General features: G+C 65.4%; 19 protein-coding genes and 6 pseudogenes. 7 read left to right on the top strand and 18 right to left on the bottom strand.

Features of this window, described 5'->3' with window-relative positions:
* On the bottom strand, positions 1-197 hold a 197-nt coding region (locus G3I40_RS32995), incomplete at its 3' end, for a transposase (RefSeq protein WP_164306286.1).
* Positions 198-856: 659 nt separating this feature from the next.
* Positions 857-1,147: pseudogene (locus G3I40_RS33000) on the bottom strand (transposase); the annotation flags it as partial.
* A 233-nt stretch (positions 1,148-1,380) separates the two neighbouring features.
* Between G3I40_RS33000 and G3I40_RS47540 the strand changes: the two are divergent.
* Positions 1,381-2,402 (top strand): annotated as a pseudogene (locus G3I40_RS47540) (IS3 family transposase); the annotation flags it as partial.
* 250 nt (positions 2,403-2,652) lie between these two features.
* On the opposite strand, the gene G3I40_RS33015 reads toward G3I40_RS47540, so the two are convergent.
* From G3I40_RS33015 to G3I40_RS33035, 5 genes and pseudogenes are all read right to left on the bottom strand, one after another.
* Positions 2,653-3,402, bottom strand: coding sequence for a GAF and ANTAR domain-containing protein (locus G3I40_RS33015; protein ID WP_239092086.1), 750 nt, complete (start codon positions 3,400-3,402; stop codon positions 2,653-2,655).
* Positions 3,403-3,407: 5 nt separating this feature from the next.
* The gene (locus G3I40_RS33020; protein WP_164306289.1) at positions 3,408-4,139 is read right to left on the bottom strand and encodes an ANTAR domain-containing protein; all 732 of its coding nucleotides are present in this window, start codon (positions 4,137-4,139) and stop codon (positions 3,408-3,410) included.
* 1,072 nt (positions 4,140-5,211) lie between these two features.
* Positions 5,212-5,418, bottom strand: coding sequence for a hypothetical protein (locus G3I40_RS47545; RefSeq protein ID WP_239092087.1), 207 nt, complete (start codon positions 5,416-5,418; stop codon positions 5,212-5,214).
* A 28-nt stretch (positions 5,419-5,446) separates the two neighbouring features.
* Positions 5,447-5,635: a hypothetical protein gene (locus G3I40_RS47550; RefSeq protein WP_239092088.1), complete on the bottom strand. Its 189-nt coding sequence runs from the start codon at positions 5,633-5,635 to the stop codon at positions 5,447-5,449.
* A pseudogene (locus G3I40_RS33035) lies at positions 5,632-5,928 on the bottom strand (IS5/IS1182 family transposase); the annotation flags it as partial. The gene G3I40_RS47550 and the pseudogene G3I40_RS33035, both read right to left, overlap by 4 nt.
* A 189-nt stretch (positions 5,929-6,117) precedes the next feature.
* Between G3I40_RS33035 and G3I40_RS33040 the strand changes: the two are divergent.
* Positions 6,118-6,385: pseudogene (locus G3I40_RS33040) on the top strand (transposase); the annotation flags it as partial.
* A gap of 151 nt (positions 6,386-6,536) precedes the next feature.
* Here the strand turns inward: G3I40_RS33040 and G3I40_RS33045 are convergent.
* The 3 genes from G3I40_RS33045 to G3I40_RS33055 form a co-directional block, all read right to left on the bottom strand.
* On the bottom strand, positions 6,537-6,998 hold the full coding sequence (locus G3I40_RS33045) for a nuclear transport factor 2 family protein (protein WP_164306291.1): 462 nt from the start codon (positions 6,996-6,998) through the stop codon (positions 6,537-6,539).
* Positions 6,991-7,935, bottom strand: coding sequence for an aldo/keto reductase (locus tag G3I40_RS33050; protein ID WP_343245092.1), 945 nt, complete (start codon positions 7,933-7,935; stop codon positions 6,991-6,993). The genes G3I40_RS33045 and G3I40_RS33050 overlap by 8 nt, the downstream gene beginning before the upstream one ends.
* A gap of 126 nt (positions 7,936-8,061) precedes the next feature.
* Entirely contained in the window at positions 8,062-8,682 is a 621-nt protein-coding gene (locus G3I40_RS33055) for a hypothetical protein (protein ID WP_164306292.1), read from the bottom strand.
* Positions 8,683-9,968: 1,286 nt separating this feature from the next.
* Between G3I40_RS33055 and G3I40_RS33060 the strand changes: the two are divergent.
* Positions 9,969-10,973, top strand: a pseudogene (locus G3I40_RS33060) (IS5 family transposase).
* 33 nt (positions 10,974-11,006) lie between these two features.
* On the opposite strand, the gene G3I40_RS33065 reads toward G3I40_RS33060, so the two are convergent.
* The 3 genes from G3I40_RS33065 to G3I40_RS33075 form a co-directional block, all read right to left on the bottom strand.
* On the bottom strand, positions 11,007-12,572 hold the full coding sequence (locus G3I40_RS33065; RefSeq protein WP_239092091.1) for a hypothetical protein: 1,566 nt from the start codon (positions 12,570-12,572) through the stop codon (positions 11,007-11,009).
* Between the two features lie 229 nt (positions 12,573-12,801).
* Positions 12,802-14,898 (bottom strand): tetratricopeptide repeat protein, encoded by a 2,097-nt coding sequence (locus tag G3I40_RS33070; protein WP_343245093.1) that lies wholly within the window; start codon positions 14,896-14,898, stop codon positions 12,802-12,804.
* A 156-nt stretch (positions 14,899-15,054) separates the two neighbouring features.
* Positions 15,055-15,708, bottom strand: coding sequence for a hypothetical protein (locus G3I40_RS33075; RefSeq protein WP_164306294.1), 654 nt, complete (start codon positions 15,706-15,708; stop codon positions 15,055-15,057).
* Between the two features lie 195 nt (positions 15,709-15,903).
* Here G3I40_RS33075 and G3I40_RS33080 point away from each other — a divergent pair, with 195 nt between their 5' ends.
* Complete coding sequence (locus G3I40_RS33080) at positions 15,904-16,350, top strand: hypothetical protein (protein WP_164306295.1); 447 nt, start codon at positions 15,904-15,906, stop codon at positions 16,348-16,350.
* A 998-nt stretch (positions 16,351-17,348) separates the two neighbouring features.
* Here the strand turns inward: G3I40_RS33080 and G3I40_RS33085 are convergent.
* Both G3I40_RS33085 and G3I40_RS33090 read right to left on the bottom strand, forming a co-directional pair.
* On the bottom strand, positions 17,349-18,158 hold the full coding sequence (locus tag G3I40_RS33085) for a hypothetical protein (RefSeq protein ID WP_164306296.1): 810 nt from the start codon (positions 18,156-18,158) through the stop codon (positions 17,349-17,351).
* 326 nt (positions 18,159-18,484) lie between these two features.
* Positions 18,485-18,952 carry a GNAT family N-acetyltransferase gene (locus tag G3I40_RS33090; RefSeq protein ID WP_164306297.1) on the bottom strand — a complete coding sequence of 156 codons (468 nt, stop codon included), beginning with the start codon at positions 18,950-18,952 and terminating at the stop codon, positions 18,485-18,487.
* 813 nt (positions 18,953-19,765) lie between these two features.
* Here G3I40_RS33090 and G3I40_RS33095 point away from each other — a divergent pair.
* The 3 genes and pseudogenes from G3I40_RS33095 to G3I40_RS47560 all read left to right on the top strand — a co-directional run.
* Positions 19,766-19,984 (top strand): hypothetical protein, encoded by a 219-nt coding sequence (locus tag G3I40_RS33095; RefSeq protein ID WP_164306298.1) that lies wholly within the window; start codon positions 19,766-19,768, stop codon positions 19,982-19,984.
* 103 nt (positions 19,985-20,087) lie between these two features.
* Positions 20,088-20,942 carry a helix-turn-helix transcriptional regulator gene (locus G3I40_RS33100; RefSeq protein ID WP_164306299.1) on the top strand — a complete coding sequence of 285 codons (855 nt, stop codon included), beginning with the start codon at positions 20,088-20,090 and terminating at the stop codon, positions 20,940-20,942.
* A gap of 1,924 nt (positions 20,943-22,866) precedes the next feature.
* Positions 22,867-23,016 (top strand): annotated as a pseudogene (locus G3I40_RS47560) (excalibur calcium-binding domain-containing protein); the annotation flags it as partial.
* A gap of 618 nt (positions 23,017-23,634) precedes the next feature.
* Here the strand turns inward: G3I40_RS47560 and G3I40_RS47565 are convergent.
* From G3I40_RS47565 to G3I40_RS33120, 3 genes are all read right to left on the bottom strand, one after another.
* A complete protein-coding gene (locus G3I40_RS47565; protein ID WP_239092089.1) occupies positions 23,635-23,793 on the bottom strand; it encodes a hypothetical protein in 159 nt (52 codons plus the stop codon).
* Between the two features lie 38 nt (positions 23,794-23,831).
* Positions 23,832-23,999: a hypothetical protein gene (locus tag G3I40_RS33115; RefSeq protein WP_164306300.1), complete on the bottom strand. Its 168-nt coding sequence runs from the start codon at positions 23,997-23,999 to the stop codon at positions 23,832-23,834.
* Positions 24,000-24,068: 69 nt separating this feature from the next.
* The coding region (locus G3I40_RS33120; protein ID WP_164306301.1) for a transposase at positions 24,069-24,497 on the bottom strand (429 nt) is incomplete at its 5' end.

Raw genomic sequence — 24,497 nt, forward strand, 5'->3', positions numbered from 1 at the left:
AGACCGCGGCCGGTCTCGATGGCCACCGGTATCGGGCTGGCTTCGCTGTCACCGTGCTCGGCCAACAGCTCCAGTAACTGCTGATAGCCGGCCAGCGTGTCGTCGATCCTGAGTCTGGCCGCTGGCTTCCCGCTGTCGTCAGCCAGAGCCACATCGTGGTGCCCTTCGGCCCAGTCGATCCCGCAGTAGATGGTCAACTGGCCCCCCTTTCCTCTCGTATGCGCTAGTCAGGAGCCCAAGCGGGCCACGCGGCGTTCCAATACTGGGGCTCTCCCTACGCGTTCACGCGGGACCGGCCCTCCCTCTCACTGGCCGTTCGTGGCACCAGCGCACCGCGCGGGCCTCGGTCCGTCTGAGGCGTCTGGCGCCGAGAGCTTCGAGAGGTCACCGTGCAGCGGGCTCACACCACAAACACCAACGAGAAGCACCCGTCCGGGTGATGGCAGATCCGAGAGCGCCGGGAGGCGCCGGTCCCTACAAGAGGCCTCGCGAGCCGGAAGTAGTCGAAGCGTCCACCCGGCACCCACGGACCCACCACACCCGACCGAGGACAGCAGCCACAGATCACCAAGAGGTGCCAGTCCATGCTTGGGCTTCATCGAGCCGGGAGGATACGAAGCATCCACCGGAGTCCCGCAGCCACTGCACTCGATCGAACAGCCAGCCTTCAGCAGAGACCTTTTCAAGGCTTCCCATCCGGGGCTGACACCCCGTATTGGAAGGATACGGAACCAACGAAGCCCCCCGGCCGTCGGCGTGTTGAGTGAGATCACCACACCAACGACGAGGGGCTTCGTCATGTCACCACCCCTGCTGACCAGCCCATTTCACCCCTCAACCTCAGGATGAAAGAGGTTCACTGACATTGAACTTGTGGTGTCGTTGGGGTGAGGGATAGGCCGGTGCTGGCGAGGCATCCGTCGATGAGATCGCTTCGGTATTGGATCGTGCGCAGGCTGCGTCTGACGGTCTGGACTAGGTGGTCGGGGCTGGTGAAGGCGACGTTGCTGAGCCAGCCGCGCCGTAGGAGGGACGAGATGCCCTCGACCGGGTTGAGATCGGGTGCGTAGGCGGGCAGTTGGTGGACGGTCAACCAGTCCTGGCCGGCGGTCCAGGTGCGCATCGGGGAGTCCAGGTGCACGTTCAGGATGCTCCTATGCTGCGTCAAGCCGTCGAAGATGTGGCAGCGGAGGCTGAGGGCGGTTGGCCCTGACGGTAGATCTCTCGGGCGACATAGCGTTTGAGGCAACGGATGATCTCGCGTTTCGACATGCCCTGCTTCGTGGGTCGTTCGAGGTAGAGGTGTGTGCGGGCGTCTCGGCGGAGGCGGGTCACGACGATGCTAGAGCGCAGCGTTGGCCTGGCGATTGCCTCCGTCTCGTGGTTATGAAGAACTACCCGCCGGAGTTCAAGGCGGACGCGGTCGCGCTCTACGAGTCGCGGCCGGAGGCGACGATCAGGTCGGTCGCCGCCGATCTGGGCATCAATCCGGAGACCTTGCGGAACTGGGTGAGGGCTGCTGGAGCAAGCCGTCCGCGAGGACGCCGGGCACCGGAGGCGGCCCAGCCGCCGGAACCGCTGGAGGCGGAGAACGCGGCTTTGCGGAAGAAGATCCGCGAGCTGGAGGAGGAACGCGAGATCCTGCGGAAGGCGGCCAAGTATTTCGCCGGGGAGACGCGCTGGTGAACCGCTTCCAGTGCGTCGCCGACCTGCAGCGCCGCTACGGCGTGAAGCGGCTCTGCCACGTCCTTGGCGTTGCACCAGGAGTCGGACGGTACCTACGTAGTTCCACGGATCACCGCCGGGCTCCGCGAGACCAGCGGTGAGGCGGTCAACCACAAGCGGTTCGCCCGGATCATGCGGGAGTCCGGGATCGAAGGGGTCCGGTTGCGCCGCCGGCACCGCACCACCGTCCCCGATCCGGCCCCCGCCAAGGCCCCGGACCTGATCCACCGCGACTTCACCGCCAGCACGCCGAACACGAAGTACGTCGGCGACATCACATCACCTACCTGCCCATCGACGGCGGGAAGTTCTGCCACCTGGCCACCGTCATCGACCTCGCCTCACGCCGCCTGGGCCATCGCCGACCACATGCGCACGGACCTCGTGACCGATGCCCTGGCCGCCGCCAGCCGAGGTCTTCGAAGAGCAGCTACGCTCGTTGCAACAGCCCGGTGTTGCAACGACTGATTGAACTCACCAGTACACCAGCAGGGCTTTCGCTGAAGCCTGCAGGTCAGCAGGGGTCCGGCAGAGTATGAGCGCGGTGGGGTCCAGCGCGGACAACGCACTCGCCGAGTCCTTCAACGCGGCCTTCAAACGCGGCCTTCAAACGCGAGACCCTGCAGGGCCGAAACAACTGGCCGACCGAGCGCGAGGCCCGACTCGATGCGTTCAGATGACTCCACCGCTACAACACCCGGCGCCGACACTCCCGCCTCGGACAACGATCACCCCATCGCCTTCGAGAACGCCCTCCACCCCACCCCAACTACGCTGTCACCAGCCGCATAAGCCGTGTTCAGGATTCGGGGTCAAGGCCCGCCAACAACTAACCCATTAACCACACCAGTTACACCGTTAAATTGACAACCCCCAGGAGGTCGCTTTTGCGCTCAGAGCCTGATCCCATGTCGTGGGCGAGATCCGCTATGAGGTCTTGGCTGGCGGGACGGGCCTGGGAATCTGGTCGGTGTCGAAGGTGCCCTGCGTGATGTTCAGGGCCAGTTGGGTCAGCCGGTGATGGTGAGCGCGCGCGTAGGCCCTCAGAGCGGTGAAGGCGTCGTCGACCGAGACCTGCCAGCGTTCGGCGAGGATGCCCTTGACCTGTTCGAGGATGATGCGGCTGGTGAGCGCGTACTGGAGTTGGGAGCGCTCTACTTCGCTGTGGGCCAGGGTCCGTTGCTGCAAAATGCTGATGGTGGCCATGCCCGCGAGGGCTTTGGCGAGGAGAATGTCTTCGTTGCTGAGGGGGTCCGGGTCCTTTTGGAACAGGCCGAGCGCCCCGATCACGCTTTCCCTCAGCTGCAGAGGAATGGCGTGGGTGGTGGTGAACCCGAGGGCTGTTGCGGCGGCGGCGAACTGGGGCCAGACGTTGATGACTTCGGGATCTGCCACCTTTACGTGCAGGAGCGGCTGGCCTGTGTGAAAGGTATCCACGCAGGGTCCTTGTGCATGTTGTGAGGCGAAGACCTCCAGTAGCCGGCTGTGCTCGTCGGATGCGGCAAGGAGCTGCAGGTAGCCCTGCTCGTCCGCGAGGAGGATCCCGGCTGCCTCGACGTTGAGGAGCTGGGTGCAGTGGGTGGTGAACTGCTGGAGGAATTCCAGGATGTCGAAGTCAGCGACCAGCGTGTCGGCGACTTCGAGGAAGACCTTGGACAGTTGTTGTTCGCGAGGCATGGTGTTCAGTCCTTGTCCGGCGGAGGTAATGATGTGCCCTCGTCCAGGGCAGGCAGTCGCAGCTGCCGACTGACGATGTCGTGGGCGATGTCGAGGATGGGAAGGCTCTTGCCATAGGCGTGGGCGCGTAGGCGGACAAGCGCGTCGCTCAGCGGAATGGCCAGTTGGGCGCTGACCATGCCGGTTGCCTGATGGATCACGGCATGTTGCAGGCCCGGGGGAAACGAGACAGCGTCCGGATGGTCGGATTCGTGCTCGGTACCGTTGAGGTACCAGAGCGTTAGGGCCGCAGCCAGCGCCAATGCGTCATCGCGATGCTGGGCCTTCAGAGGGCCCGCAACGAAGCGTGTTGCGCTAAGGACGCCGATTCGGATCGCGCCTATGGTCATCGGGAAGCAGAAGACAGCGCGTACCCGCAGTCTCGCTACTTCTTGCAGCAACAGGGGCCAGCGATCAGCACGTTCCCTGGCAAGGTCGGTCACGGATATTTCTGCGCTGCCGTTGAGGGCGTCGGAGGCCGGGCCCTCACCCAGCGTGAACTGGAGGTTGTCGAAGCTGCGGGCGGTCGCGCTGGAGCAGGCCACCGACTCCAGTCCCGTCGATGCCGCGTTTAACGAGACCGCCAGACCCGCGACCTGAAGGGCCGTGGCACCGGCCTGTAGCGCGTTGTCAACTCCAGTGGCCCAGTCATCCGTTTCCAACAGGACGAGTACGCGGGTCATCCCTTCGCTGACCACCAGGGCCTCCTCTCTCGGCGGTGCCGCGCTCGGCACTCGGCGCTGTACCTCTGGTACCTCTGCCTGCTGCGCCTTCGAGGCACAGCGACGGGGAGAAGGCACAGGAGCAGGTGCCTGATGGAGTGGAGTCCGGATGACGTGGTGAGCAAGACGTCGTCGCTTCCGGTGATCATGAGGAGACGCAACACCTGCGGCGAGGGCCGCCGAAGACGCAAGTGACAGTCCTGCTCAGCAGCGCGCTGTGCCGCCTCCAGAAGTACGTTCAGTCCGGTGACGTCGCAGAACGTGAGAGCGGATACATCCAGGGCGACCCGGGATCCGGGACGGCGCAGGCAGTACTCGATAACCGCACGGACCTCGTGGACGGTTTCCAGATCGGCCTCGCCTGTGAGAACGACGGTGGAATGGGACCTGCGTTCACGCCTGAGGGAAACGTCGAGCGGTACAAGGTGCACAACACCTCTTCTCACGTGGCGTGGCGAGAACCCCACAGACGCAACGCCCGGGGCGCATGACATGCCATACGTTTTATGGAGGCCGAACGCGGTGGGCGCAGCAACCGTGCACCAGAGAATCAGAGGCACCCGTCCCCTTGCTTCTGGCAACACTTCGCCGTCGGGTTGACCACGCCGGGGACTAGGACGCTTGACCAATCTACTCTCCGGCCACCGGCTGCGACAGGGCACCTTGACCGGGTTGCGGTCACGCCGGCTAGACATGGCGGGACTGTGGCGTAGCGGAAATCCGCTCTGCCGCAGCTGCATATGTCGTGCCGCGGGGTGAAGACTGGAAGGGTGGAGCGTACCGGCCGTGTTCAACTCCCCCCTGCGGCCGGTGCGGTTCCGCCGTGAGTGCTGGAGTCGCGGGAATGCGCCGGCACAAGCGGTGGGCTCGCACGTGAGGGCGACAAGTCTCGCCCAGAGAGGTCGCCTCCACATGCGGCTGTCCTCAATCGGCCACAGGGGGGAGTGCGGGAGTTCTTCCCCTGCCCTAAGAGTGCAGTACGTGAGGTAATGCCCTTGTTGGGATGGGGGTTGGGCGAGGAGTTCTGGTCGGTGGGGTGGGCCGGTGGTCAGGTGCGGGTCTGAGTGAACAGGCCGGGTTCGGGTTCGGCGAGGATGCTTCCTGTGACCAGGCATTTCAGCTTGGACCGGATGCCTTCGGTGTTCTTCGGGAGGATCGGCAGGTCGAGTGCCTCGCACAGGTCGCGGGCCCGCATCGGCCGGCCGGCGTCGGTGAAGGCGGTGAGGATCTGCTGGTAGGCCGGGTGGTCCGGCACGTCGGGGCGGGGTGTCTCCTGGACGGGATCAGGTCGGGGGATGGCAGGGAGGGGCTTGCGGGTGATGCGCAAGGTTCTCGTTCTCCGCGTCGGGTTCTCCGAGGTGGGCGGTGAGGTCCTCGATGCGGGAGCGGAGCTGTCCAGCCTCTTTGTCCAGTTCGCGCTCGCGGGCCTTGACGTTGGCCAGGACTGCGCTGATCTGCGGGTTGTCGATCACGGCGTCCTCCAGGCGAGGACGGTGGCGTCGGTGAGCCGGCGGGCCATCACGGAGGTCATCGCCCAAAAGAAACGCGAGCGGGAGCTGGCGGGTCGGTGTTTGTAGTCGCGGACCAGCCGCCGGTAGAACATCAGGATCCCATTCGTCTGCTCCACCACCCACCGCTTGGCCTGCGGGACAAAGCCCTTGTCAGCGGGGTTGCGTTCGACGATCTCGACGTCGATGCCGTACTGGTTGCCGTGGTCGACGACGCTCTTCTTGAATCCCTGGTCGACCAGGGCTTTACGCACCGTGTCGGTCTTGAAGTTGCGATCTTACACGTTCATGCCTCTGTCGAGCCCCACCGCGCGGGTGTCGGACGGCGGCGGCAAGCTAATCATGAGCGAGCCCGGATGCGGCATGGGGCAATGCGGCCCATGCCGTCCGGCAACGGCTGCAGCCCGGGCGTCTGAGGCCGATTCAACAAGTCAGGGGCGTCGGTCTCCACCGGTGCTCTCCCCCTGGCGATCGTCCGCGATGTCGGCTGCCACGTCGTCTACCTGCCCGGTCTGACCATACGGCGGATCGCCGATCTCTATCCCGGCGAGGTCAAAACCGGCGCCCCGCGACGCGTTCATCATCGCCGATGCGGCCCGCGCGATGCCGCACACGCTCTGCTCGGTCGACCTCGACGACGAGACGATCGCCGAATTCCAAATGGTCGTCGGCTTCGTCGACGACCTCGCTGGTGAGGCAAACCGTCTGGCCAATTAGGGCCTCCCGGCTGCGATCCAGGCGGCGCCGGTAGATCTCCTGCAGGAGGTACCCAGAATGACCTGCCCGACGTCACAGCACTGCGTGGACGTGGAGTCGTCGGCGTTCGGATGGCGGCGCCTCGTACGCTTTGGCTTCGTCTGGTTCATCACGGCCGAGAACCGCCGAGCTCCGGCTGCTTGACTGCGCGGGCGAGACGATGAGGGTCTGCGATGTTCTCCCAGTGCTCGACGATCAGTCCGTCACGGAATCGCCACAGCCCACAGAACGTGTCGCTGAACGGATACCCTCGGAACACGGCGTGCAAAGTGCCGTGCACGGAACCGAAGTGCTCGTCAGCGGCGATGTGGCTGATCTGCATGTCGAGTGTGCACCCCGTGGAGGTGATGAGATCACGCTCCCACTCGATGACTGCGTCGCGGCCTTCGACGGGCCGCGCGCGACGCTCGACGTCGCGCAGTGCCGGGTGCAGCACCGCATCGGGATGGAGGAAGCGTCCAATTCCGGCAAGGTCCTGATAGAGGCGTGCGAGCAGGTCCGCGTGTGGATGGTGGGTTCTGTGCGATGCCGGGGCGGCGTCAGTGGCGTTCAGGACGGTCTTCTCAGGCATGGGCTGCAATCTCGTTTGGCGGTGCCCAGGTGGTCAGCCCGGCGGCGTCGATAGTGGAGGTGAGCAGATCGAGGTCACCAGGAGTCAGGTGGATGTCGGTGGCTCGCATGTTCTGTTCGAGGTGGTGCAGGCTGGTGGTGCCGGGGATGGGCAGGGTGGCGTGGGAGACGTGTAGGAGCCAGGCCAGGGCGAGTTGGGCGGGTTTGGCGTCGAAGTGGTCCGCAAGTGGGGCCAGAGGACTGTCGCATCCGGCGAGTTGGCCGTGGCCGAGGGGGAACCAGGGGATGAACGCCAGTTGGTGGTGCTCGGCGTGGTTCAGGGTGACGGTGCCCGTTCGTTCGGCGAGGTTGTACAGGTTTTCCACGGCGGCAATGGGGGCCAGGGCACGGGCACGGTCAAGGTCGGCGACCGTGATGCCGGGCTGGCCGGACAGACCGATGTGCCGGATCTTTCCCTGGTCCTGCAAGGTGGCGAGGACGCCGATCTGTTCATCCAGGGGCACTGTGGGGTCGATGGCGTGGAGCTGGTAAAGATCGATGGTGTCCACGCCGAGGTTGGCGAGGCTGAGTTCGACTTGCTGGCGCAGGTATTCCGGGCGTCCCAGCGGCATCACGTAGGGGCTTGGTCCGGTCCAGTCGCCCGGGCCGGTGCGCAGGAGGCCGCCCTTGGTGGAGATGACCAGACCAGCAGGGTAAGGGTGCAGGGCCTTTCGGATGATGCGCTCGTTGGTCCCCGGACCGTAGGCGTCGGCAGTGTCAATAAAGGTCACGCCGAGGTCGACCGCCCTGCGCAGGATCCGGACACAGTGTTCGGGGTCGGGATGCTCTCCCCACATACCGGGACCGGTCAGGTGCATGGCCCCGAACCCCATGCGGGACACGGGCAGGTCGCCGCCGATGAGCAAGTGATCTGCAGGGCGACGGCTGGTGGGAATCACCGAGAACACTCCAAAGGGGAAGGCTGGGGTCCGCCCAATAGGCGTACGCGAAGTGGTGGGGGAGACGTGGCCCGCCCGTGCCCTGGCCTAAAGCGCGGGGGACAAGGCGGGCCGAGCTTCGGACGGTCAGTACAGTTCGATGCCGTGGGTGCCCGTGAGCTGCTTGACACCGTTGGTCTCGCAGGCGTTGGGCGCCTTGGAGTTCCCGTTGGCGACGAAATCGATGGTGCGGCCATCACGGTCCGCGTTTGTGCTGGAGACGGTGGCGCGTAGTTTGACCACGCTGTTGCCGTGTTCGCCTTCCTCCAGCAAGAACTTTCCGTTTGTGAGCTGGTCGGTGGCGATGGGGCCCGCTGTCCCGTTCAACCACTTGGCCGTTCCGGTGAACGTGCCGTCGTTGTTGCCGCTCTGCGTGCAGGCGACCGTCTGCGTGAAGTTGATCTTCGCCTGCAGGCCCGCAACCTGGCTCACGCCAGCGGGAGCATTGGGGTCCGGCTTGCAGTACGTGTTGCCCAGGACCTCGGAGATCAGGTTCGCCGATCCGTCGTTGAACGTGGCCGTGCCGTGGTGCACCGACGGTGTGTCGGTCAGAGCTTCGGTGAAGTCAACGGTGTGCGAGCCGGAACATGTCACCAGCGGCACTGTCGCACTGCGCACCGTGTCTGGAGTGGCGTGAGCGGGAGTGACCAGGAGGCCACCGGCAGCCAGCGTGGTGAGTGCGGCGGCTATGGAACGGCAAACGATCATGGACTAGCCCCTTCAGGCTGGCGCACCGAACGGCCGGTTGCCGCGGCGCTGAGAACACCGCCTATTGCAGACCCGGGCCCCTTCCCCCGCCACACAGAACGGCCAAACGGGCGCAGCAAACAGGACTACCCGCTCGCCTGCTCTACCCATTGCGCCGGTGCTGTCCGGGTATGAACTCCTGCAGGTGAGCGAGGACGCCGCCTGTCGGCCGGGACCACCTGAGTCCCGCCTCTCGGTGTTGGCTCCTGTTGAGCCGGCTGCGCCTGCGCCGGGGTGGTGCAGGCGTCGGGCGTGGGGGTTGGGGGATGCGGGTCCGTACGGCATCGCTGTCGCTGCACAGGCCGCGGGGCTTCCCGGAGGATCTGTTGTCACTCTCGGCGTCGTATACGACGGCCATTGCGAGGAGCCTTCCGTGGGGGATCGGCTCGCGGGTATCTGATGCTGCGCCGCGGACGGGACTCGGCATGGGAGAAAGACGGCGGAACATGCCTGCATCTGAAGGAGGCTGGCTGTCTGTGTGCTGTGCGTGAGGGCCCGGGGTGTGCACCACTGCCGCCGATCCGAGGGGGGCTGGCTCCGGGCCCTCACGGTGAGCTTGCTCCCGAGGAAGGAGGAACGCGCGCTCGCTGGTCTCAACGCCTGTTCCGAGGTCTGGTTACGGCTCGCGGGCGGGCAGTTGAGGGTGCCACGGCGAGTCTGCGGGTCTTTGCCTGTTAAGTGAGGAAACGTATCTGCTGCGAGGAAGCCCGCAGTGGCCGGATGTCCCCTCTTGCTTCCGTGGGGTCCGACGGCGTTCCGGGCGAGGCGGGCCAGGGCCCTGTTCTGGCGTCCCGCGTGGTGTCGCCGCGCCCATCCGGGTGCTCCGTTCGCGTAGCACGTGACAGTGTGGCCAACTGGATTCCTGGGCAGTGGGGTTGTGCGAGATGAGGGGGATCAGTGGCGGGTGTGAATGAGATGCCGCAGCGTGGGTGTGAGGAATACCGGCTCTATCTCGATCACGTGTCGGTATGCCCCGAGTGCAGCACACCGCCCGTACGGTGCCCGGTAGGCGAGGGCCTGTACCGCGTCTACCGCGCGGTCCGCCGGCCGTGACCGCTGGCTTAGCTGGCGCTCTGCTCCCGTCGTGGGCCTTCTCCGTGTCCCTCCTGCCGGCTGAGGGACACGGAGAAGGCTCTTCCACTGGGAGTGGCGTCGGGCGGTCGGCATAGGCTCGGCTAGGGGCTGTTCGAGGTCCGGATCTTGGTGAGACCAGGTGACCTGTTGGCTGTGGCTGGGAGAAGACGGGCGTGGCGCGTTTTGACGTGACGGATGCCGAATGGGCTGTGATCGAGCCGTACTTGCCGGTGGCGGCCATCGGGCCGTTGCCCCTGCGGGCGCGGGAGCAGCTCAACGGGGTGTTGTGGCGGTTTCGCATCTGTAGTGGCTGGCGTGATGTCCCGGACCGGTACGGGCTATGCTCCACGATCTACTCGCGGTTCAGCACCAGGGCGAAGGCCGGGGTGTTCTAGGACCTGATGGACGCGTTGATCACCGAGGCAGGGGGCAGGTCGGCTTGGAGTTGGCCAGCGCGGACTCCACGATCGTGTGGGCGCATCACGAATCGGCGGGACTGGCCGTGGCCGGGGAGACCCTGGATGCCCTGGAGCAGGCCCTGACCGAGGAAAAGAGTGTCCGCTTCCGAAGCAACCGCCCGTGCTGCGGGTGATCCGGCGGCTGCCGGTGCGGACACGGGTGGCACGCATGCGCCGGACCCGGAGCGGGCTGCGGTACGGCGGCGTCGCAGGGCCCGGGCGGACGCCGCCGGCCTCGGCAGATCCCGAGGCGGACTGAGCAGCAAGATCCATGCCGCGGTCGATGCCACGGGACTGCCGCTGTCGTTCGTCCTGACCCCGGACAAGCCGGGGACAGCCCTCAGTTCCAGACTGCGCTGGACAAGATCCGCATACCTGGCCCGGTCGGCCGCCCCGCACCCGACCCCAGGCCATGGCTGCGGACCGCGCCTACTCCTCCAAGGGCAACCGGGTCTACTAACGCCGGCGCCGCATCACCGCGGTCATCCCGGAGAAGATCGACCAGCAGGCCACCGGAGGAACAAGGGCTCGGCCAGCGGACGGCCAGTCACCTACGACAAGGAACGCTACAAACAACGCAACACCGTCGAACGCTGCCTCCAGAAGATCAAGACCTGGCGCGAGCTGGCCACCCGCTACGACAAGTCTCCCGACAGCTACGAGGCCGGTCTCCACCTCCGCGGATCGATCATGGGGCTGAAGCTCCTCACCTCCACATGATTCGAACCTCGAACGGTTCCTAGGGGTGCGGGTCTACGGGCGCGGGACGAAGGTCACCCGGATCTCACGATCACCCGTGCGTATGCGTAGACCGTTCGCCAGAGTGTCGGCGCTCCTGCCGCTCGTGAGCCAAAGGTTGGCAGCGCTGCCGAGTAGGACGGGGTCCAGGGACGGTTGTGGTGAGCCCCAGGGGCGTTCCGCGTGGGCCTCCAGGAGCAGGCCGCCGGTCCCCAGACGGATGAGGCAGCTCGCGTCGTCGAGCCGGGCAACGAGGACGTTCACACCGAGCAAGTCCCGGGCCTTTCGATGACACCAGTCGACTGCGGGCACCTCGGCATGAGCGACTGTACGTGCGAAGACCTCCGCTGCCTGCGACCACAGGATGTGGCGCTCTTTATCCGTGACAGCGTAAAAGCCTCTTGCCTCCTCGGGGAGTGAAGAGACCACCGGCCAGCGGCGTAGAGAGACGGAGCCGTCCGCCTGTACGGTTCCCGTGACGTCGTAGGTCGACGGGTGCGACATGCGGACCGGAGCGGGTGCGGGAACAGGGTCCGGTCCCGGCGGAGCATCGGGTGGGCGGACACCGTACTTGGCGAGGAAACTGTACATGCGGGTCTGGGTCAGTTCACCGGACTTTTCGATGTCTGCGAGCTGACCGTCGAGGATCGGTTTCAACAAGTCTGGGTCGTGGGTGAGTTCCGCTTTGATCAGTTGTTCGTGGAGATCACTGTGAGGATCGATGCGGGGTGCCGTGCGGGCGAAGGCGGCGGTGGGTGACGCCGGGTCGAGCTCGGCGAGGCCGGTGGCGGCGAGAAGGACGAGGCGTTCGGCGGCCGCCGAATAGAACGACGTGCTTCCGTGGTCGCCGATGACCCAGTCGCTGGCCACGATTGCGGCTCGCCACCCTTCCTCCGGCGGGATCACCATCAAACCGGCGTCCATTGCCGTGGCGAGCCGCTCGGAGACCGGGTGCCGTGCCCACACATTGGGGTGGAGGACCGCGGCGACAGCGAACTCGTCGACGGGTAGGGCCGTGACGAGATCGAGGGGGAGGTCGGGGTGGCGGCCGAGGAGCGAGTGCTCGCTCCAGGTGGAGTGGATGACGACTAGTCGTCGGCCGTCGGTGGCGCCGAGGCGAGCCCGGTAGTGGTCCCGCTGGTCCATGCTTTCCAAGGTCCGCTGAAAGCACCAGTCGCCGACGACATGGGCGCGGGGGACGGCTTCGGGGCAGGTCTGCGCCAGCCGGGTAAGCTGCTCGATGTGGGACAGACCGATGACGGCGGGAAGCACTTTGCCGCGGTGGACGAGTTCCTTGCGGGAGAGCCCGGTGGGTGAGGTCCGGTCACCGGTGGACTCGGTGACTAGCCGGTTGTAGCCCGCGCCGTGCGGCAGCACCATCAGTGGGGCGTCGATCTGTCGCATCGTTGGGTGGACCGAGCAGGTCACGACGAGTTGGAAGGAGAGGCGCTTGGCCTCCTTCCAGCTGACCAACTCGACGCCGGACTGGTCGAGGTAGTCAGCGAGGCCGTCACTGAACGCCGAACCGGGGCACACGGCACAGAATTTGGCGATGCCGTCCTCACTGCGGAGCAGGCGCATGATGTCGAGAACCCTGGTGGCGGAGGTGAGAGTGCGCGCCACCCCCAGGACTTTCGCCTTCTCAGGGGCGTAGGTGTCCCAACGGGGCCGGCCGCGTGAGGTGCGGCGGTTGCGCAGGATCGGCAAAGGTCTCTCCGAGTGGACAGCCGACGGGCTGGTTGGCATTGGGCAGGGGGAATAGACGTCCGGTGCCATCGCCGATGTGAGTCCGGCGAGCGGAGCGGCACAGTCACGTGATTCGCGGCAGGACACCCGTGGTTGTCGTGCGCAGCTCACGGAGACGGCGTCGACACGCGGCACGCAACCCCGGGTCGTCCACCTGCTCGCTGAGGTCGGCCAACAGGGCCAGCGCCTGGCCGAGTTTGACGTACAGCTTGAGCGCCGACGCACGTTCCGCTGCGGCGACAGCGGCATCGAGGGCTTCCTCCAGCCTGCCGAGGCCTTGCAGCGCGCGGGCTTGAACGATGCCGATGCGTGGGCACATGGCGTCGTCGTGTGTCGCCCGGGCCGTCGCTAAGGCTTCTGTGAGCGTGTCGAGGGCTCGTTCCCAGTGACCGAGAGCAGTGAGGGCCTGCCCGATGTTGTAGCCCTGCACGATGGCGCCGTGCTGATCCCCCATCTGGACGTTGGCGTCGTATGCCTGAGAGAACAGGGCCAGGGCCTTGTCATGGTGTCCGGTGGCCAGCGCGATGAGTCCCTGCGACTCCCGGACAACACCGCTCAGTCGCGGGTCGTCGATCAGACCGAACAACGCTTCGGCCGCAGCGAGTTCCTGTTCTGCCTGGGCATGGTCGCCCAATGCGTAGTGTGTGCGGGCCAGTTGGTTGCGCATGCGGACCTCTGCATCTCTGCGCCCCTCCCACTGGGCGGCTTCGATCCCCAGGCGATGCGCTTCGATGGAGTCGGCGTGGAGTGTGCGGCTGTGGTAGAGAGCCCACAAGGACTCGCACAGTCGCCACACCGTGCCGTACCACTGGTGCTCGGCCGCCAGCCGCAGCACGGACAGCAGATTGGCTTGCTCGGCATCCAGCCATTCCAGTGCTTCGGGGCCGTCAGTGAAGGGCTCCTCTGCGGGCGAGAGCTCCTCGACCGAGCCACGGGGAGGCCCCTGCAGCCGCATGCGTGAGGCTCCGAGCACCAGGACATCCGCGTGCGCCGTGGCGGCTGCGTAGTAGTCGACGACTGCCCGTCGATAGCGCACGTAGACGTCTTCCGGCAATGTTTGTGCGACCCTGCGGGCATGTCCGCGTACGGCGTCGTGCAGGCGGAAACGACGCGTTCGGTCCGGCGACTGGACCGGGACCGTGAGATGAGCCGTGAAAAGGTCACCCAGGGCGTCGTCGAACCGGACAACACCCGCCGCTGCCGCGACGCCCTGGGTGGCGGAGGTCCCGGGCAGACAGCCGAGTAGTGAGTACAACTGCTTCGTGTGGGCGGGGAAGTTCTCGTACACGGTGTCGAGGATGGTGTTCACGGAGGGGGAACCTTCCGCCGGGTGCAGTGGTCCGTTGGCGGCGAGTATGCGCACCACTTGATCGAGGCCGAGGTGCGGCCGGCTCGCCAGCCATTCGCCCGCTGTGCGCAGTGCGAGCGGAAGGCCGCCGCATAGCCTGACCAGCTCGGCTGCAGTGTCCTTGCCAGCTGCAGGCTCCCAGCTGCATACCAACTGGACGCCGGTGTGTTGGTCGAGAGGGTCGATCTTGATCCGCACGGCGCCGTCGATGGCCAGAGACGGTAGGTCGGTGCGGCTGGTGGCTACCAGCAGACCTTGGCCAGGCAGCAGGCAACGTGCTTCCGGGGCTTGACGAACGCTGTCCGCGACCACAACGACCTTCCGCACTGCAGTGATGCTGCGGAACAGAGCGGAACGCTGCTGCAGACCCGCTGGGATGAAGTCCTTGTGGACACCGAGGGACCGCAAGAAGGCTTCCAGGACTGCAGCCATGTCGACTGCTCCGTCCCGGCGGAGTGCTTCCAGGTCTACGTAGAGCTGGCCGCCGGGGTAGAGACGGTCAACAGCGTCATCGACCCACTGCGAGACCAGCTGTGTCTTTCCGACGCCGCCGAGTCCGGTGAGGAGTACCAGGCCGGGAGAGCGCTCCGCACCGTGCGTCCTCGCCAGCGACCTCAGACGTGCCAGTTCGTCGGTTCGGTTGACGAAGGAGCGCTGTGGCGAAGGGATTTGGTGAGGCACCATGGTGGGTCCTGAGGGCGGCAGTACAAGAGACTCGACGCGGCCTGCCATCACCAGTGGTCCGGTAATCACGGCGTTGCCCGACACGGAATTGTGCGTTGCCGCGTCCGTGCCGACGGTGCGCTCACTCACCTGGATCCTCCGATCGCCACCACTCGATAGCTCAGAGTAATACGTGGGGCATCGACCGCGGTTGCTATCCCGAACCACGGCCCGGTCGGTGAGGATCGCGCCGAGGTGGCCGAAGCCGGTACGACGTGCCCAGCCCGTGTGCGGTTTCGGGGGAGGTCACACTCTGTGCTCGGTGTCCCTGGCGAACAACCAGGCATAGGCCAGGAGCGGCAAGTAGAGCGCGGCAAGCGCGATACCGACCAGAGCAATGCCTGCACGTTGGCTTCTGCTCTCGGGCGTTGGGCCGCGGCCAACCGTCCATAGCCCGAAGGCTAGGACGATTCCGGCAGTGATCAGATCCGTCAGTGATGCTCCGCACTGCAGAACCAACGTGAGGCCGAGGACCGTAGTGAAGGGGCCGCGCCACTTCACGATGTTCCCGAGCTCTCCGCCGAGGTTTCGGGGGTGGGGCATGGCCAGGATTCCGAGCGTGGCAAGCGTGACCCCTAACGTGCTCAGTGCTTCGGCGCGGTCAGCAAACCAATGAGTGGCGACGGTGGTCCAGCCCGTGGGCAGGGCGAGAAAGTCGCCGAGGGAAGCTGCTGCAGCTAGCGGGCGCATGTGCTCCGCCGCGCCGTACACGGCGGTACAGCCCAGGAGGGAAACCGAGAACCGGAACAGGTTCGTTGAAATGGTCAGAGAACGGCCTTGGTGGATCACTTGCTTCGCAGAGTGGAGGGATACGAACCCGCTGACAGTTCCCGCCTGAAGTACAGGTCCTTCCGCCGCGCTGTCACTCAACTCATTGCTGATGTGGGTCTGTCCATCCATATCGCTGAAGTATGTCGGACTCGGCAGTTGGGCGGTCTGCTCCGGGGCGGTTGGCTTACCAGTGCACTTGCACGGGAGTCTCCTGGAGCCCGTCGGCGGGCCGAGCAGCCCACTGGCGTACTTGTGATCCGCTGCCTACGGTTACGTTCGAGCTCTGCTTGGATTTGCCGGGTGGCGTGGGAACAAGGAGGATCGATGGAACCTGAGTTGGCGGCCTTGGCAGCCTCGGGCGCTACAACGATGGTGACGCTCATGGTCTCGGACGCCTGGGCACAGGCGCGAAGTCGGCTCTCCCGGTTCTTCGCCCGCGGTGCCGAGGTGCAAGGGGTAGGGGCGCAACTTGATCGCTCCCGGTCCGAGTTGATCGCAGCCCGTGAGGAAGCCGACGGGGGCGCCACCGCGGATGTTGAAGAACACTGGCGCGAGCGGTTGTGCACGCTACTGCGTGATGATCCTGATGCTGCGCTGGAGCTACGCCGGATCCTCGACGAATCCGCACCTCGCACCACTCCGAATGTCGAAGTGCGCAACTCCATCAGCGGTGGCACACAGTACGGGCCGGTCGTCCAAGGCGGGAGCTTCTCCGGGCTGACCTTCGGCAGTACACAGAACCCGAATCCGCAACAAGGCGAAGACCGGTGATGAGGCACGGTGGCGACGGGGGATCCACGATCCGCGTGTGGTCCACACCGTACTCTGGGGCACGGCCGACGGGCCGGGCGTCCAGGCGGCCAGATCCGATGGCGGGATCTCCGTCATTGCGCACGTGCCCGCGATGGGCGTGGAGAGCGGGCTCACGTGCGGATCGGAATCGCAAAGGGCGACCTGAACTGCTCGCCCGGCCGCCAACTGCGGGGGAAACGCCGCGAAACTAGAGCAGTTGCACGGCTCGTTCAGGGTGGACCTCGAAATGTCTCCGCACAATGGGGACCAGGATGGCCCCCTGCCCTGACAGCCAGCCGTACGTCGCACCGCCTGCTTTTGTTGACATGTGACATTTATAAGTGGTCGGGCCGGTGAGAGAGCTTAGACGATTGCGCAACTTCTGTTCCCGACTGCTTCCCATGTCTGTATGGATAGACACGCGCGGCTCAGGGAATCCACGAGCGTGGAGCGGTCCGCACCCGGGCGCTCAGCAATGTCGACGAGGTCGAGCAGGACCTCCGCCTCGTAGACATACGCTTCAAGGCGCTTCGCTGCGCTCTACCGCATCGTCGTGACCCGCCTCCGCCGAGACGCCCGCACATATCTCTACCTCGAACGACGCGCGAAGCAGGGCATGTCGAAACGCGAGATCATCCGTTGCCTCAAACGCTACGTCGCCCGAGAGATCTACCGTCAGATCCCACCGCCCTCAGCCTCCGCTGCCACATCTTCGACGGCTTGACGCAACATAGGGGCATCCTGAACGTGCACCTGGACTTCCGGATGCGCACCTGGACCGCCGGCCGGGACTGGTTGAAGCGATCTCATCGACGGATACCTCGCCGGCACCGGCCTATCCCTCACCTCAACGACTTCACGAGTTCACGCTCAGTAACCCCCACCATCTGGCAGCAGGTTGGCGTCTTCGCGACCACCTCGATAAGGGACTGCTCCAGGGCAACCCAGTTCCTCGGTATGAGGTGCTGACGCTGTTGCTATTGCCAGTACTTCTCGTCGTCTTCGAGGCGTATTCGACGCTGGCAGTCCGCACACAAGAGCTGCCCACTGGTCTTCAAGTGCTCGTCATCCTTGAACCACGGGCAGCCGCAGCCGACGCATGTACCGAGATCGAGAGACTTGAACTCCCTGGTGCAGGACAGGCAGTAAAACGCGTCGTCATTCGATGGGTCGATGAATGCCGCGCCGCCGATGAGCGTATGCGCGCAGCAGAAGGGGCAATCCATCCCCGGGCTGCCCTGGGGGTCAGGGTCCCGCCACACGTCGGCGATCAGCTGCTCCACGGTCTGGACCGTGGAGCAGAAGTGGCATCGCCCGCCCCCAGCGTTCACCACCAAGGCGTCCTGCCGACATTCGGTGCAGTAGGCAGTGCGATGCTCCAGCCCGGCCGGCTCGTTGCCGCGCGGCCGGTTCATGCGGTGGCGGACGAAGGACTTGATATGCGACAACTGACGACGAGCCATCGACACGTCACCTTCGATCGTCTGCAGTTCCTCAGGTGAGAGCTGCGGCAAAAGTTCGACGTCGAGGAAGCGCATCAGGAAGTCCAACACCGGGGCCGCGCGTGCTTCGACCGCGCGCACGTTGTGCTGAAGGCCGTAGTGTTGCAGGGCGTTGCGGTCGCGGGCCAGATCTTTGAGGGCCTGCACCTCGGCATTGGTGATGTTCACATCGGCGATCTTGCGAAGCCGCTCGACTGCGGCTACCAAGCTCCAGTGCTCCCTCTGTAGCCGTGCCTTGAGCAGCGCCTCCACACCTGCTTGCAGGTGCAGCACCGCGTACTTCACCTATCGCTCGTTTGGACTGTGGTCCGTGCCGCGGCTGCGCGTAGCGCCTCCGAGGCGCTGAACGACGCTGGCCAGATAGTCCACTCCGTTACGGACCGGCGGATAGTCGATCGCCACAGGCGCCTGCCACTGAGTGTCACTGCTCTGCGAGGTTGCCTGTCCGGGTGCGCTGCTCTGTTCCACGCTCTCATGATCGCGCACCCGCGAGGAGCCCCAGTAACCGGCCCGGACGGCTGCGAGGGAGCGCGGTCGCCCGCTCGAGTTCTGACGTTCTCACCTGCCTCTTTCCCGCCCGGGTACCGGCGGGTGGGAGGCGAAATTGCTTGTCAGGCAGCGCCCTCACCTGTCTCGGCAGTCACCGGCGGTCGCAGCATCTCGCCCCAGTACGCGTGGTGGTCCGGATTGTCATGGGCGTCAGGGAGGTAGGTGAAACCGAGCTTCAGCCAGAGGTCGTACAGCTCGCGGTCCCACGCAGACAGTACGATCCTTTGCTCGGGAACTCGGGCAAACAGTTCAGCGACCAGGGCGCGCGCAACTCCTGCCCGTCGAAACTCCGGGGAGACGTGCATCTCGTAGAGCGCCACATAGCTGGGCTCGTCTTCGTACGCCGGCCTTTGGATGGAGTGCAGCCACCCCACCCGCACGCCGTGTGGGTCCTCAGCGATCAGGGCGTGCAACGCCTCCTCCAAAGACGTGGCGCGCTCGCCCTTGCCTTCGGTGACTTTCCAGCCCTCGGTGTTGACGCTCATCCACTCAACGTCGGCGGGGCGGGCATCACGGATCCGGATCTTCATACTGTCCAGCGTACGAAACGGCCACCTAAGCGGCTGTTCCATGGGTGTGGAGAGCGAGGCACTCAGGGATCCTGACCCGGGTGTAACAGATTCGCGTCGTGCACGTATTACGACGCGAAGACCCGATCGGGTCTCCGCTCACATGCCACGCCTCAAGGAGGAGATGCCCCTCCAATGCCTGCTGCTCTGATCGGGCCTTCGACGATGAACGTGGTGACCGGACCTGCACTTGGCCGAGACAGCCGACGGGGCGTTCTTCTTGCTCCTGCGAGACCGCTTCCGCAACGAAGCCTGCAGGGTCGTGCAGTGCCCGGCTTGCGGGCAGGGCGCGGTCGTCCGGACTTGACGCACGTACCGCCGCGTCCTCGTCTCGGGTGCGCAGTGTCCGCGCGCCCACGTCTTCGTGACGCCACCGCTGCTACCCGCCCTTCGAGGCGAGCACACGTGAATGCGCTTGCCGTTGAGGTAGCAGGGCCGGTCTGGATGGGAAGAGTGATCGTCAGGGCCGCGGTCCGCCGTGATCTGCATGTCGCCGTCAAAGGTGCCCAGCTGCCTGTTCTCCTGAAAGGCGCACGTCCGGTCTGGAGGAGCCAGGCCACGACAACCTGCCCCGAGTCCCGACCGCAATATGCCCGCACAAACGCCTCACCGCTGGTGCTCTAGCACGCGTCTGGGCTTCGGCGTGCATATTCGTGCAACTTCCGGAGTGGATGCAGGCGTGGACAACAAGTTTCAGCAAGAGTGTGGATGTCACTAATCGCGGTCGTTCAAGCTCAAACGGTCATCACTTCACGCGTGCCCCGAGGAGGGCGAATGGCCCTGCGTCTCCTGTGCAAAGACCCTGAAAGCCCCGATAACAACAGTCCAACGTTGTACTACGACGAGGAACGTAAGACTTTCCTGCTCCAATCCTGGAAGATCGACGACCCCGAGCGACTGGCTTCGATCGAGGTCCCCGACCACGAAACGGTGGTCGAGTTCCCCACGCGCCTGCTGAAGCTGTTCCCGGATGCCGCTAGTTGGCCGCAATGAACTGCAACTTTTGGCAACCAAAAGGGACTTACAGTCTCTTAGGTGCATTCATGGTGACGCATGTAACTGGCACGCCACTACGTGATCCGGCCAAACTGTCGGCATGCCCTCATCCTCCAGCGTCCAGGAAGCCCGCCGGTCACTCGGTGCCCGCTTACGCGAGTTGCGACGCCAAAACGGCCTCACAGCAGTCAAGTTGGCGCAGCGCTGCGGGTGGACCCAGTCCAAAGTCTCGCGCATCGAGAACGGTCACATCGGCATCAACCCCGCCGACATTGCGACCTGGGCCCAAGTGTGCGGCGCGGAGCACCTCAAGGAAGATCTCCTCGCCGACGCACGTGCCGCCGAAGAGACCTACGCCCTGTGGCGCACCATGGAACGCAACGGCCTGCGCCGCGCCAACGAACAGGCCACGGAGAAGTGGCAGCAGACGCGCCGTTTCAAGGCGTACTCGCAGTCCCTGATCCCCGGCCCACTACAGACCGAGAGCTATACCCGTGCCGTTCTGTCTGCCCTGCAAAAGCGCCGAGGTCTGCACGATGACGTCGATGACGCGGTGGCAGTACGGATGGAACGCCAACAACTCCTGGCGGACTCCAGCAGGATGTACGCCTTCCTGCTGGAGGAAACCGTCCTCCACCGCCGCCTGGGCGGCCGAGAGTTGATGCTCGGCCAGCTTGGACGACTCATTGAAGTCTCCGGTGCCAGCAACATCAGCATCGGCATCATCCCCCGCACCGCCGACCGCTGCGACATGTGGCCCGTGGAAGATTTCTGGGTCTTCGATGACTGCCTCGTCAACGTGGAACTCGTATCTGCCTACCTGACGGTAAAGAGGCCAGGCGAAGTCCGGCAATACACCGATGCCTTCACCCGGCTGAAAACCCTCGCCGTCTATGGCGCAGAAGCCTTCTCGCTCATTGGCGCCGCCCTGGCCCCGTTCGCACCAAGCGGCTGAACACCACGGCCCCGGGCCGCCGCGCTACCGAAACGGAGCATCGCCATGCCGTTACGCCTGCCGCCCCTGGCCCGGTGCCGCACCAGCAGATCCGACCTCGCCATTGTCGGCGCAGACGAGTACCAGCCATGGCCAAGCAAGCCGACAAGCCTGGCAAAAACTCTGGCCGTCGCTTCTGCGCTGTCTGCCATCGCCGTCCTGGGCATCGCCGCCCTCGCTACACGCCAGGAGACCAGGTCGACCCCTCCGCCTCCCCCCAGCGTTGAAGCGCAACTCCCACAGCAAATCAACGCGATGAGGCCACACAGTGAACACATAGTACGGACCGGCCATTCACGTGCAGGACGGACTACATCCGTCCACATCTCCGGAAAGCCAGGGCGTGGCGACCGCCTCTCCTTCGTGTGCAAAGGCACCGGCCACCTGGAGATCGCCGTACGGCCCACCCTCCCTTACCCGTCATTGGCCTCGGCTGAGCGCTGCGAGGGCGCCCTGGTCTCGGTGAAGCTGCCGGACCGTCACACGGTCATTTTCCGGCCTTCTGACAGCAGCTCAATAGTCGTCTGGGCGATCACGACGACGCACAAGAGCCAGAAGGAGACCAGGCAATGACGGACCGGGAGTGCGGCAATCGCAGCGGGTGGCGGGCGGTATACCCGCCATTCCTGTGGCAGTCTCCCCACAGCTCCCAGCAGACAGAAGCTGCGTCACCACAAGAGTCGGGCAAATACAGCGTCGCCGACGAACCTGCCCGTGAGGCAAAGTCACCAGGCTGCACGCCACTGCCAATCCCGACCGGCAGGCGCAGCGTGATCCGTAGCCGCCCCGAATAGACCTCCGGCTCCCGACGCCGCGGGCCGCTGCGGAGAGACGGGCGGGCGTGGCATGCGCGCCCTAACTGTATTGACCCGCAGGGTTGTTGACGCGGGTGATGGGTGGGTGGCCGCCGAGTGCGGTGTGGCAGCGGTGGTGGTTGTAGGTGTGCAGGAAGTCTGCCAGTGCTGCGGACCGCTCGTCGTTTGCCCCGTCGGACGGCCTCGAGGATGGTCCCCGCCCCGGCGACTGCCACACTGAGGTCGCCAGAGCTGAGCTGGTACCAGGGCGTGCTGGGAGTGCCGGCAAGGGTCAGGAATTCTCGACGGGTCTCGTAGTAGTGACGGGCCGGGGGCAGGATGCTGGGTACGGTCTTCATGCCAGTGGGAACGTTGCGTTCCCGAATCTGTGACACCAGTGCGGTGGAACCTCAGCGCGCGGCGCGCCATACCCCCAGCGCGGAAGAAGCGGTGACGGTCGCCGTGGACAAGGGGGCCATCACCCGCCGCAGTGCCGGCTCCCACCTTCGTTGCAGGAAGGCCGACTCAAGAGGGGCAGCAGAAAGGTTCCTTCCGCTGCTGGGAGCAAGGGCCTGCATCTGCAGGCACCAAGTACAGTCGTCGGCCTGATGGAGCGGTGAGTCCATCCAGTAGGCCCCAGTCAACTCGGCACCTGACGTCTGCTCTCCGCTCTGCTCATTCATGCCAGCACCAACGAAGCACGACGGAGAACGGTGCGTTGTCGTCACCCTGGCATGCCGCGCTCACACGACGGCGTGAAGGAGCCAGCACAGTTGATCGCGTCCTCGCCGAGTAGGAGCGCGGCGCGGAGCCGTCTGGTTTGTGGCGGTGACCTGTTCGTCAGGAGCTATCACGGTGGCCGCCTTGGATGAACAGGCGGCAGATCTCGTTGCAGGACAGAGGGATCACCAGGAAAGCCTCGACTCGCTGGTGATGCAGGCCTACACAGCTCCGGGTTCGGGGTACACCGGCAAGGTGACCATCACTTACACCCTGGGCGTCCACGGCGGCAAAGGCATCGATACCCGGGAGCAGGGCGAGGCCGAGGTGACGATCACCAGGCCCCGACAGCGGACGACACTGCTGACAGCACCACCGGGGGCGGCGACGGCGGGGGCGGCTTCTACTACGCGAACTGCACGGCCGTCCGAAATGCTGGGGCAGCGCCCATCTACCGCGGTCAGCCCGGCTACCGCTCCGGCCTGGACCGCGACGGAGACGGCATCGCCTGCGATCGGTAGGCACCCGGGAGGGCGCACCACCACGCCTGAAGTACGCGGTCCTTTGCTGGGTGGAGCGTGACTGACTTCCGAGATCTGTCGTGGGGGCATGCAGATTGACGGGGTTCTCGTACTCGCGGCGGGCCTTAAGCTGCGCTGGGGCCACCACAGGCCGTCGAGGGCCTGGCAGAGGTCGAGGAGTCGGCGGTGGATTACGGCACAGCGGTGATGTGCGAGGTGTAGCCCTGGCCGCGCCGTGTGGTCACGCTCTGGTCGAGCACGGCGTGCTCGACAGGTGCCAGACCGGCGGCGCGGAGGAAGTCGGCCACATTTCCCGGCGTGTCGAGACCACCGAGAGTTCCGGGGGCGGGGTGCCCGCGCCGACGGGCGTGTATTCGGGCAGCAATCCGTGACGGTGGTGCGGATGGCGCCGCGGCTGACGTTGTGGTCGCGGGCGAGGGTGCGATGGGGATTGGCCTTGCAGGTGCGCGGCGTGTACGCCCTCGGTCTTTCCGGCTGTGACTGCCGGGCGGCGTCCGCCCTTGTTGCCCTTATCCTCGCCAGCCCACAGTCCGTCGTACGTTGGCTCACGTTGGAGGTCCCGCTGCGGCTCGCGGGCAGCGGTGAGGGTCCGCACCATCAACTACACAGTGGAAGGAACTCTCCGGTGTGCGGGTGGCAGGCGGTGAGGTCCATGGCGAAGAACGCGCCGTCGTGGATGCGCAGGGCGGGGCGGTCGCGGTGCAGGACGTCGAGCACGTCGAGGATGTGGTGGGTGCCGTGTACGAGGCGCGACACCTCAGAGATGTGCACGGTGTCGCCCGGCCGCGGCTACGTCAGAAGGTCCCCGAACTTCGGTCGCTCCAGCGGGTGAAGGCCGCTGGAGGTCTCCCCTCTTCCTCGCAGACCACTGGCTTCTCGATGTCGGCCTCGTCCAGGACGAGGTTCTGACGGTCGGCCGGCTGCTGGTCGAACGACACCCGCTCGTCAACCAGGCTGACCACGCAGTTGTCGACGGGAGACAGGCTTCAATCCTGTCCGCGGGAGCAAGGGGGGTGTCCCTATGACTTTGGTCAAGGGGCTATCGGGGTTGGTGGTTGGTAGAAGGGTCCGTCGCGGAGCATGGCGAAGAGGACGTCGGCTCGGCGGCGGGCGAGGCAGAGGAGGGCCTGGGTGTGGTGCTTGCCCTGGGTGATCTTCTTGTCGTAGTAGGTGCGGGATGCCGGGTCGGCCAGAGCGGCGAACGCGGAGAGGAAGAAGGCCCGTTTGAGCTGCTTGTTTCCTCGTCTGGAGGGTTGTTCGCCGCGGATTGAGGAGCCCGAGTTCCTGGTCGCGGGGGCGAGGCCAGCGTAGGCCGCGAGGTGGGCGGCGCTGGGGAAACGGGTGCCGTCGCCGACGTCGATGAGGATGCGGGCTCCGGTCCTGATGCCGATGCCGGGCATGGACATCAGGACCCTGGAAAGAGGGTGGGCCTCCAGCAGTTCTTCAATCCGGTGAGCCAG

It is taken from the genome of Streptomyces sp. SID14478 (assembly GCF_010548525.1).
Lineage (GTDB): Bacteria > Actinomycetota > Actinomycetes > Streptomycetales > Streptomycetaceae > Streptomyces.

Excerpts from the sequence above, each read along its gene's own strand:
- G3I40_RS33015 (WP_239092086.1), bottom strand. The coding sequence starts at position 3,402 with ATGCCTCGCGAACAACAACTGTCCAAGGTCTTCCTCGAAGTCGCCGAC.
- G3I40_RS33045 (WP_164306291.1), bottom strand. The coding sequence starts at position 6,998 with ATGCCTGAGAAGACCGTCCTGAACGCCACTGACGCCGCCCCGGCATCG.
- G3I40_RS33055 (WP_164306292.1), bottom strand. The coding sequence starts at position 8,682 with ATGATCGTTTGCCGTTCCATAGCCGCCGCACTCACCACGCTGGCTGCC.
- G3I40_RS33065 (WP_239092091.1), bottom strand. The coding sequence starts at position 12,572 with ATGCGCCTGCTCCGCAGTGAGGACGGCATCGCCAAATTCTGTGCCGTG.
- G3I40_RS33075 (WP_164306294.1), bottom strand. The coding sequence starts at position 15,708 with ATGGATGGACAGACCCACATCAGCAATGAGTTGAGTGACAGCGCGGCG.
- G3I40_RS33080 (WP_164306295.1), top strand. The coding sequence starts at position 15,904 with ATGGAACCTGAGTTGGCGGCCTTGGCAGCCTCGGGCGCTACAACGATG.
- G3I40_RS33090 (WP_164306297.1), bottom strand. The coding sequence starts at position 18,952 with ATGAAGATCCGGATCCGTGATGCCCGCCCCGCCGACGTTGAGTGGATG.
- G3I40_RS33095 (WP_164306298.1), top strand. The coding sequence starts at position 19,766 with ATGGCCCTGCGTCTCCTGTGCAAAGACCCTGAAAGCCCCGATAACAAC.
- G3I40_RS33100 (WP_164306299.1), top strand. The coding sequence starts at position 20,088 with ATGCCCTCATCCTCCAGCGTCCAGGAAGCCCGCCGGTCACTCGGTGCC.